We start from the raw sequence: 7,132 nt of genomic DNA on the forward strand, positions 1-7,132 counted from the left end.
CCAGGTGATCCCGCCGTCACCGGGTTCGCCCTCGCCGCCGAAGCCCGTGTGCTGGACGGCGGCGGCGGAGGTGAATTCGGCGTCGGTGACGGGCTCGGCGATGCGGAGGCCGTCCACCGGCTCGGGCGTGCGGAGGCCGTCGGCGGTGCAGGCCAGGACGGGGGCGCGGTTCTCGATCGTGAAACCGGCCGCGAGCAGGGCCGGTTCGACGGCGGGTGCCCAGGCGGGCAGGAATTCCAGCCGGGGCAGCCGGTCATGGGCGCGGAACGCCGTGACCAGGTCGGTGATGTCCTGCGCGGTGGGTTCGGCGCCCCGGTCGGGGATGGCGTAATTGGCGTACTTCAGCTCCCAGCCCGGATTGTGCCGCACCGTGAACGGCCCGGACCGGTAGTGGTCCGGGGAGCGGAGTGCGAGGGAGCGGGCGTAGTCCTGGATGGCGAGGTCCATGAGACCGGGAGCCTAGGCGACGCGGGTCGCTCCCGCGAAAGGCATTTCGCTGATCGGTGCGATACGGACGGGTGCACCCGGGCGCGGTGCGTGGATCATCCGGCCGTCGCCGATGTAGAGCCCGACGTGGGTGACTCCGGGGTAGAAGAAGACCAGGTCGCCCGGGGCGAGTTCGGAGCGGGAGACGCGCCGGCCGGCGTTGATCTGGGTGTACGTCGTCCGCGGCAGCGAGACCCCTGCCGCGCGCCAGGCGGCCTGGGTGAGCCCGGAGCAGTCGAAGGAGAAGGGCCCGGTGGCGCCCCAGACGTACGGCTTGCCGAGTGCCCCGTACGCGAAGCCGACGGCCTGGGCCGCACGGGCGTGGGGGGCGGCCACGGAGCTGCGCGGGGCGCTCCGGCCGGCCCGGGCTGTGCTGCCGCCGTGCGCGGCACCGGCGGAGCGCTCGTAGGCGGCGCGCTGGTCGGCGGTGAGGGTGGCCAGGAGTTTCCGGGCGTCGGCGAGCTTGGCGCGGACCGCGTCCTTGTGCTTCTTCAGGTCGGCCCGGCGGGAGGCGAGCACCACGAGCTCGTCCTCGGCCCGGGCGCGCAGCTGGGCGATGTGGCTCATCTGCCGGCGCACGCCGTTGAGCGCGCCGGCCTGGCGGTCGCCCACCCGGTTCTCGTAGGAGGCGCGCTCCAGGTACTCGTCGGGGTCGGAGGAGAGGGCCAGCCGGATGGCGGGGTCGATGCCGCCGCTGCGGTACTGGGCGGTGGCGAACGAGCCGAGGGCGTCGCGCGCGGTGTTGAGGCGCTCGGTCCTGCGGGCCGCCTCGTCGCGCAGCGCGTCGAGGGCCTTCTCGGAGGCGGCGGCCGCCTCCTTCGCGCCGTTATACCTCTCGGTGGCCACCTCGGCCTCGTGGTAGAGCCGGTCGGCCTCGGACTCGACCTGGGCCGGGGTGGGCCGGGGGTCGGCCTGGGCGGCGCCTTCGAGCGCCGTCGTGGTCGCCGCTCCGGCGAGGGCGAGGGTGGCTGCGGTGCGGGCAGCAGGCCCGGTGAACAGGCGCTGCTTGGGCTTGCGGTGAGCGGCTTCTCGATGGGCGGCCACGGGGGTGGTGCGTCCTTCCGTTCGACTGCCCGCCGGGGGGTGCGACGGGCCCGCCGGGGCCCGGCGGGGCGACCGGGGCGCCGCCCGGTACGGGGGCGGTGGTGCGGAGCCGGTCACCTGGGAGGACGCTAAACCTGGTGCGCAGGGAAGAGGCGTAATGACAGATATTGCCCGCATGTGCTGTTTCGTTTCCGCACGTTGACCGGGAAAAGCAACCGGAGTCCGGCAATTCGCGCAGACTCGGTGCCCGCTCATCGGTAAGTCTTACCTGGCCGAAGAATGGCGATATGGCCGCGGTTAGGCTGCGGCCATGGACGTACTCATCAATGTCTTCGTGGCCCTGCACGTCATCGGTATCGCTTCCCTGCTGGGCGGCTTCCTGACCCAGATGAAGGCCATGGGGGCGGGTACGGCCCGCTTCGTCCCGGCCATGCTGCACGGTGCGCTCACCATGCTCGTCACGGGTGTCGCCCTGGTCGGGCTGAACCAGGCCGACGACCAGAGCGTGAACAACATCAAGATCGGCATCAAGCTGCTGGTCCTGGTCGTGATCCTGGCGCTCGTCTATGTGAAGCGGGACGAGGAGAAGGCGGGCAAGGGCGCGTTCGCCGCGGTCGGCGGGCTGACGGTCGCCAACATCTTCATCGCCACGCTCTGGACCTGAGCGGGCGCGCGCGGCGGACCAGGGGGCGGCCCGTCGGCCGCCCCCTTCCTCGCGTCCCGGGTCAGGCCGGGCGGACGCTGCCGTAGATCGGCATGGAGTAGATCGACTCCTCGCGGACGTCCGCGCCCGGCTTCGGTGCGTGGATCATCATGCCGCCGCCCTTGTATATGCCGACGTGGCTGATGTCGTCGTAGAAGAAGACCAGGTCGCCGGGGCGCAGATCCGCCGTGGCCACGCGGGTGCCGGCCTCGACCTGGTCCCAGGTGGTGCGCGGCAGACCGACGCCCGCCTCCCTCCAGGCGGCCTGGGTGAGCCCGGAGCAGTCGTACGAGGACGGGCCCGTCGCCCCCCAGACGTACGGTTTGCCGATCTGGGCGCGGGCGAAGGCCAGCACCTTCCCGGCCTTCGTGGCGTAGCCGCTGCCGGAGCCCGTGCTTCCGGTCTCCGTGCCGCCGGTCTCCGTGCCCCCGCCGGTGCCGGTGCCCGCCTCCTTCCGCGCGGCCTCCTCCCCGGCGGCCCGGTCGGCCTCCTCCTTCGCGGCGGCGGCCTGCTGCCGGGCCAGTTCCTCGGCCTTGCGCTCGGCCTCGGCCGCCTTCTCGCGCTCCAGCTCCGCGAGCCGCGCCTTCTCCTCGGCGGTCAGCTCCGACAGCAGCGTGCGGGCCTCGGTGAGCTTCGTCTGCACCTGCTGCTTGCTGGTGCGCAGGGCGGCCTGCGACTCGGTGAGCGCCTCCAGGCTCTTCGTCGCCTCGACGCGCTCGGCCGCCGCTGCCTTCTGCTGCGTACGGAAGTCGGCGACCGCCTTCTGCTGCCGGCTGGTCATCCGGGCCATCAGCTGGTCCTGGTCGAAGTACGACTGCGGGTCGTCCGCGAGGAAGAAGGTCATCGTCGGCGCGATCGATCCGTTGCGGTACTGCGCGGCCGCGTACGCGCCCAGCTCCCGGCGCGTCTCGTTGAGCGCGTCGGCCCGCTTCGCCGCGGCCTCCAGCAGCGCGTCGACCTCGGAGCGCTGCTCGGCCGAGGCGGTCCTCGCCTCGTTGTACCGCTGTGTCGCGGTGCCGGCCTGCCGGTAGAGGGCGTCGACCTTCTTCTGCACTTCCTCGATGCTCGGCCTGGGCTCGGCGGGGGCGGCCGTCGCGCTCTGGGAGGAGAGCAGGGTGACGGAGGCGAGAGCCGCCGTCGTGAGACCGACGGCGGGGGCGGTGGTGCGCACCCGGGTGCGCGGCTTGCGATGCGATGCCAAGGCCGGCATCTCCTTCCGTGGACCGTCTACCGGGTCGGCGATGGGGGTCCCCCAGGCCGTTCAGGCACTGGGGGGAGGGATCGGGCGGAACGGAAGGCCGCCCTACGGTCCGGTGGAGGCGGGCCGATTCACCCCGGTGCTGCGTGCGGGTCCCCGGTTCCGGGCTCCCTCGGGGGAGTACGGATTCGGCGGGATGCCCGTGCGGCGTGGTTCGCCTCAAGGGGTACGGGGCACCTGCCGGAGCACGCTAGCCAACCCGTGGTGTCCCTGTGAAGATCTGTGTTCGATATGCCCGATACATTTTCGTGACCTTTCCGGGGCGGTGAGCAGCGGGGCCGCAGGCGCCCGTGGAATCTCACGGACCGTGAGTGAACCGTCCCGGTACGCGCATGGCCCGGAACCCATGTCGCCGATGCGGCCCGGGCTGTCGGTCCGGCCGCCTAGACTCGTGAGGCGATGAGCAGCCTCTTTGACGACAGTTTCCTGACCGGCCTCCAGCAAGCGGAGGAGGGCCCCCCGCCACCCCCTGAGGAGCACGCACCCGAAGCGGTGCCGGAGGGCCTCTTCGGGGACGCCTTCGACGCGCCTGTGCCGCGTGACGCCTACTACCGCGACGGCGCCGCGCGCCCCGTCATCGACTCCGCCGCGCTGCTCGACGGGCTGAACACCGAGCAGCGCGCCGCCGTCGTGCACGCCGGGTCCCCGCTGCTCATCGTCGCCGGGGCCGGCTCGGGCAAGACCAGGGTGCTCACCCACCGGATCGCCCATCTCCTGGCCGAGCGCGGGGTGCACCCGGGGCAGATCCTCGCGATCACCTTCACCAACAAGGCCGCCGGTGAGATGAAGGAGCGTGTCGAGGATCTCGTCGGCCCGCGCGCCAACGCCATGTGGGTCATGACGTTCCACAGCGCCTGTGTGCGGATCCTGCGCCGCGAGTCGAAGCGCCTGGGCTTCACCTCGTCGTTCTCGATCTACGACGCCGCCGACTCGAAGCGGCTGATGGCATTGGTCTGCCGCGATCTGGACCTCGACCCGAAGCGCTACCCGCCGAAGTCGTTCACGGCGAAGGTGTCGAACCTCAAGAACGAGCTGATCGACGAGGAGACGTTCGCAGGGCAGGCCGCGGACGGGTTCGAGAAGACGCTGGCGCAGGCCTACGCGCTCTACCAGGCGCGGCTGCGCGAGGCCAACGCCCTGGACTTCGACGACATCATCATGACGGCGGTGCACCTGCTCCAGGCGTTCCCCGACGTCGCCGAGCACTACCGCCGCCGCTTCCGGCACGTCCTGGTCGACGAGTACCAGGACACCAACCACGCGCAGTACACCCTGGTGCGCGAGCTGGTGGGCCCGGCCGGTGAGGCCGACGCCCCCGGAGAGCTGTGCGTCGTCGGTGACGCGGACCAGTCGATCTACGCCTTCCGCGGCGCGACCATCCGCAACATCCTCCAGTTCGAGGAGGACTATCCGGACGCGACCACGATCATGCTGGAGCAGAACTACCGCTCCACCCAGACGATCCTCTCCGCGGCCAACGCCGTCATCGAGCGCAACGAGAGCCGCCGCCCCAAGAACCTCTGGACGAACGCGGGCGCGGGCACCCGGATCGCGGGCTACGTCGCCGACACCGAGCACGACGAGGCGCAGTTCGTCGCCGACGAGATCGACCGGCTGACGGACGCCGGGGACGCCAAGGCGGGCGACGTCGCGGTCTTCTACCGCACGAACGCCCAGTCCCGTGTCTTCGAAGAGATCTTCATCCGCGTCGGGCTGCCCTACAAGGTCGTGGGCGGAGTGCGCTTCTACGAGCGCAAAGAGGTCAGGGACGTCCTGGCCTACCTCCGTGTCCTCGCCAACCCCGAGGACACGGTTCCGTTGCGCCGCATCCTCAACGTACCCAAGCGGGGCATCGGCGACCGGGCCGAGGCAATGATCGACGCCCTGTCGATGCGCGAGAAGATCTCCTTCCCGCAGGCCCTGCGCCGCGTCGACGAGGCGTACGGCATGGCGGCCCGCTCGGCCAACGCCGTGAAGCGCTTCAACACGCTCATGGAGGAGCTCCGCACGATCGTGGAGTCCGGCGCGGGACCCGCCGTCGTGCTGGAGGCGGTCATGGAGCGGACCGGCTACCTCGCCGAGCTCCAGGCCTCCACCGACCCGCAGGACGAGACCCGTATCGAGAACCTCCAGGAACTCGCCGCCGTCGCGCTCGAATTCGAGCAGGAACGCGCGGAGGAGGAGGGCACGGGGACACTCGCCGAGTTCCTGGAGAAGGTCGCGCTCGTCGCGGACTCCGACCAGATCCCCGACGAGGACGAGGACGGCTCCGGCGTCATCACGCTGATGACCCTGCACACGGCCAAGGGCCTCGAATTCCCGGTGGTGTTCCTGACCGGCATGGAGGACGGCGTCTTCCCGCACATGCGCGCGCTGGGGCAGGTGAAGGAGCTGGAGGAGGAGCGCCGGCTCGCCTATGTGGGCATCACGCGTGCCCGTGAGCGCCTGTACCTGACCCGGGCGGCGATGCGGAGTGCCTGGGGCCAGCCCTCGTACAACCCGCCGTCGCGGTTCCTGGAGGAGATCCCGGACCAGCACCTGGAGTGGAAGCGCAAGGGGCCGATGGCTGCTGCGGCGGGGCCGACCTCGGGCATCACGTCCTCGCTGTCCTCGTCGCGCTCGAAGTCCGGGCCGTCGGGTTTCGCGACCCGGCGCACCTCGGACAAGCCGACGGTCACCCTGGTGGCCGGGGACCGGGTCACGCACGACCAGTTCGGGCTGGGGACGGTGACGGCGGTCGAAGGCTTCGGCGACCAGGCGAAGGCGACGGTCGACTTCGGCGACGAGCGGCCGAAGAAGCTGCTGCTGCGCTACGCGCCGGTCGAGAAGCTCTGAACCGGGCCGACCGGCACCCGCGGGTGCCGGTCGGCGTCAGTTCGGGTTGAGGCCGTGGCTGCGGAACCACGGCGTCGGGTCGATCGCCGAGCCGCCGCCGGGCCGTACCTCGAAGTGCAGGTGCGGGCCGGTGGAGTTGCCGGAGTCTCCCGAATAGGCGATGACGTCACCGGCCTTGACCGAACCGGAGCGGATCTTCGCGGTACTGAGGTGGCAGTACCACGTCTCTGTGCCGTCGGCCGCGGTGACGATCACCATGTTCCCGTAAGCGCTGTTCAACTGCGTACGGACGGTGCCGTCGGTCGCCGCCATCACGGGAGTGCCGTAGGAGACCGGGAAGTCGATGCCCGTGTGCGCGGACATCCAGTTCACACCGGCCTGGCCGTAGGCGGCGCTGAGGCCGTGCTGCGCCACGGGCAGCGCGAACTTGGGGCGCGCGGCCTCGCGGCGCGCGGCTTCCTTCTGGCGCTCCCTCTTCTCGGCTGCCTGACGCTCCTTCAGGTCGATGCGCTCCTGGGTGCGGCTGGCGCGGTCGGCGAAGTTCTCGGCATCGGCGCTGAGGTTGGCCAGCTGCGTGTCCAGCTTGTTGTTGGCCACGGCCGGCTGGACCGTGTCGGCGGCTGCCATGGACGTGGTCTCGTCCTTGGTCTCCTCACCTCCGCCGACGCTCACCGAGGCGGCGGCGATGCCCGCGACGCTCATGACGCAGGCGGAGGGGACGGCGACGGTGAGGAGCGCGGAGCGCTTCGCGGGGGTGCGGCGCCGGCCCCGGCTGCCGCGCGGGGCGGCGGAACGGCTCACGGGGC

5 protein-coding genes and 1 pseudogene are annotated in these 7,132 nt (G+C 71.3%); 2 read left to right on the plus strand and 4 right to left on the minus strand.

All coding sequences use genetic code 11. From position 1 onward, the window contains the following. Window positions 1-447 (minus strand): annotated as a pseudogene (locus VN520_RS33385) (GNAT family N-acetyltransferase); the annotation flags it as partial. A gap of 12 nt (window positions 448-459) precedes the next feature. Continuing rightward, window positions 460-1,530 carry a C40 family peptidase gene (locus tag VN520_RS33390; RefSeq protein WP_325750691.1) on the minus strand — a complete coding sequence of 357 codons (1,071 nt, stop codon included), beginning with the start codon at window positions 1,528-1,530 and terminating at the stop codon, window positions 460-462. Between the two features lie 310 nt (window positions 1,531-1,840). Here VN520_RS33390 and VN520_RS33395 point away from each other — a divergent pair, with 310 nt between their 5' ends. Further along, entirely contained in the window at window positions 1,841-2,194 is a 354-nt protein-coding gene (locus VN520_RS33395; protein WP_325750692.1) for a hypothetical protein, read from the plus strand. Between the two features lie 61 nt (window positions 2,195-2,255). Here VN520_RS33395 and VN520_RS33400 read toward each other — a convergent pair whose 3' ends face one another. Then, window positions 2,256-3,443 carry a C40 family peptidase gene (locus VN520_RS33400; protein WP_325750693.1) on the minus strand — a complete coding sequence of 396 codons (1,188 nt, stop codon included), beginning with the start codon at window positions 3,441-3,443 and terminating at the stop codon, window positions 2,256-2,258. A gap of 447 nt (window positions 3,444-3,890) precedes the next feature. Between VN520_RS33400 and pcrA the strand changes: the two genes are divergently transcribed. Continuing rightward, window positions 3,891-6,326 carry a DNA helicase PcrA gene (gene pcrA, locus VN520_RS33405; protein WP_325750694.1) on the plus strand — a complete coding sequence of 812 codons (2,436 nt, stop codon included), beginning with the start codon at window positions 3,891-3,893 and terminating at the stop codon, window positions 6,324-6,326. A gap of 36 nt (window positions 6,327-6,362) precedes the next feature. Here pcrA and VN520_RS33410 read toward each other — a convergent pair. Further along, window positions 6,363-7,132 (minus strand): M23 family metallopeptidase (locus tag VN520_RS33410; RefSeq protein WP_325750695.1); only part of this gene is annotated, 770 nt, incomplete at its 5' end.

The organism is Streptomyces sp. (assembly GCF_035563135.1).
Classification (GTDB): domain Bacteria; phylum Actinomycetota; class Actinomycetes; order Streptomycetales; family Streptomycetaceae; genus Streptomyces.